The 458-nt window shown below is 28.6% G+C and carries 1 protein-coding gene; it reads left to right on the top strand.

Annotated elements, in window-relative coordinates:
- On the top strand, window positions 1-435 hold a 435-nt coding region (locus E3E36_RS11885), incomplete at its 5' end, for a hypothetical protein (RefSeq protein WP_167895582.1).
- Window positions 436-458 lie beyond the last annotated feature (23 nt).

The following is a 458-nucleotide window of genomic DNA, read 5'->3' as shown; positions in this document are numbered from 1 at the left end:
AAAACACCAAGTTTATCAAGTATTATTCGTTCTTTAGAAAGTTTAGAAGAACATTCGGACAAAATTTTAAAAGCTAACTTAGGTTCTCTTCTTTCGAGAAAATCACTATCAACAAAACTGGAGGATTTAAAGGTTGATGATTTTGTTTCCCTTTATAATTCTACAAAATTATTTCTAGTTAAATGGAGTAATGAAAGAAGCGAGTCTGATTTAAAGACATTAATAAACCAACTTCCTTCGTTAAATGAATCTGATTTTGAGCAAGCCTCATTTTTACTGCATGGCTCACACATTGAAAGTTATGGTTTAGATTTAGATGTAGCTGGTATAATAAATTATTTCAACTATGAAAGAACTGATGGAAAACTTCAGCTTTTAAAATCTCATCTTGGTTTAATTAAACTTCGAATTAATGCATTAAATAACAGCAATTAAATTTTAATATTTCCTCCTTTCAG

The sequence above is a fragment of the Thermococcus sp. M36 genome, assembly GCF_012027355.1.
Lineage (GTDB): Archaea > Methanobacteriota_B > Thermococci > Thermococcales > Thermococcaceae > Thermococcus.
The sequence above is the reverse complement of the archived record's forward strand: the minus strand, read 5'-3'. Positions and strand labels throughout refer to the sequence as shown.